The organism is Frankia sp. CoWAU3 (assembly GCF_977971855.1).
This window is the reverse complement of record NZ_CDWWXB010000315.1, coordinates 1,841-3,376: the sequence shown is the minus strand read 5'-3', so window position 1 is coordinate 3,376 and position 1,536 is coordinate 1,841. Positions and strand designations below refer to the sequence as shown.

Below are 1,536 nucleotides of genomic sequence, written 5' to 3'. Positions count from 1 at the left end.
AGGACCGACAGGTTAAACGACAAGCTAAGTCCGGGGATCTTTTTCTCCCGGCTCGGTCCGCGACCGCCTTGTACGGCTGCCCGGCGCACGGGTCGGATTCGTCACTCTTCGGATTTTTCGGACGTTTCGCCTAGTGGGGTCGAGGCCCGTCCATGGTCCTTCTGCGGAGCCCCACGGACGGACTGGGCGCAGATTCGTGGTGCTTTTATGGTTCTTGCCATGGGATTTTTAGTGCTTTCGGTAGTTATATCAACATCATCGGCGCCCCCGTCGGAAGCTGTCGATGCTCCCTTGATTTTCTCTTGATCTTTCTTTGGGCTTCCCTGGGGCCGCCTCGGCACTGGTTCGGCGTGGAGGCCGCGGCGGCGCGAGGCATCGGGCCGGGCATCTGTCGCCCGCTTGATGCACGTGCACCCGACCGTGCTGTATCGTGAGCCAAAGTTCGTGCAGCCGCACACGCTGGCATGATGGGATGGTCTTCCGGGGGGGTGTTCCATCGTGGGTTTGGCTGGCGGTCGGCCGGCGGTCGCTGGTTGGCCCGTCGGTGGTATGGCGAGCGGACGGCGTGGGTCGGGGCCGTGGCGGCATGGCTTTCCGGGGCTTCAGGAGATCGACATGACCAAGATCTACAGCGGTATGTCCGCCGCGGCACTGCAGCGCGTGACATGGCAGAAGAGCCGTCGGAGCAACTCGCAGGGAAACTGCGTCGAAATGGCGAAGCTTCCGGGTGACGAAGTTGCCGTCCGTAACTCTCGGCATCCAAACGGACCCGCTCTGGTGTATACCCGAGCTGAAATCGAGGCTCTGATACTCGGGGCCAAAGACGGCGACTTCGACAACCTGCTCCAGTAGTCGCACCCGTCATGGCCTTCCCGGTTCCGGCAGCCTCGACGAGGCGGGTGCGTTCCATCGCCGCGTGGGCTCCCTATGCAGGGATCCCACGCCGGGTCGTGGACGGTGTGGGCACCGCGGCCGATTGTGGCCTGGGGGGCGGTGCCCGCCCGGTCCGGGCGGGCGCGTGGCGAGACGGAGACAGCATGCCCACGTCGATCCCTGAACGGATCTTCAGCTCGGAGGATCTGCCGCTCCTCTCACTTCCCGGTGCCGACGGACTCATCACCTGCCAGTGGATTCACGAGTCCATGAGGGTGCGGACCCCGTCGGGACGCGGCTGCGACGCCATCCGCGGCTGCGACGCCATCGAGGAGCGGCGGCGCGCGCAGGTCGGTTTCGTCCTGGTCGAGCCGGCCTGGCTGGTTCGCGCGGCGGCCGAGCGGCTCCGCGCGCCGGGAGTCGACGCCATCGTCCTGCACGCTCAGGCCAGCCCGCCAGGCCGCAGCGCGCTGGCCTTGGCGTTCGCCTCTCATCTGCGCAATGCCCTGAGACGGCCGGGAGCAGGCGGTACGCCCGCCCCCGGCGGCCCCCCCGGGTCCGGCTGCGAGCCGGAGGTCGGTGACAACGTCGTCACCGCCGGGGTGCGGCCGGATCTCAGCGGCTTCGCCGATCTGATCCGGGTACCCCATCTGGTGACCGTCA

At 66.9% G+C, this 1,536-nt stretch carries 1 protein-coding gene and 1 pseudogene; both read left to right on the top strand.

Annotated features, from left to right (window positions below):
• The first annotated feature begins 615 nt into the window (after positions 1-615).
• Entirely contained in the window at positions 616-852 is a 237-nt protein-coding gene (locus tag AC08ON_RS17805) for a DUF397 domain-containing protein (protein ID WP_011437824.1), read from the top strand.
• A gap of 185 nt (positions 853-1,037) precedes the next feature.
• Positions 1,038-1,536, top strand: a pseudogene (locus AC08ON_RS17800) (hypothetical protein); the annotation flags it as partial.

Coding starts and splice junctions, on each gene's coding strand:
- AC08ON_RS17805 (WP_011437824.1), top strand. CDS start 616: ATGACCAAGATCTACAGCGGTATGTCCGCCGCGGCACTGCAGCGCGTG.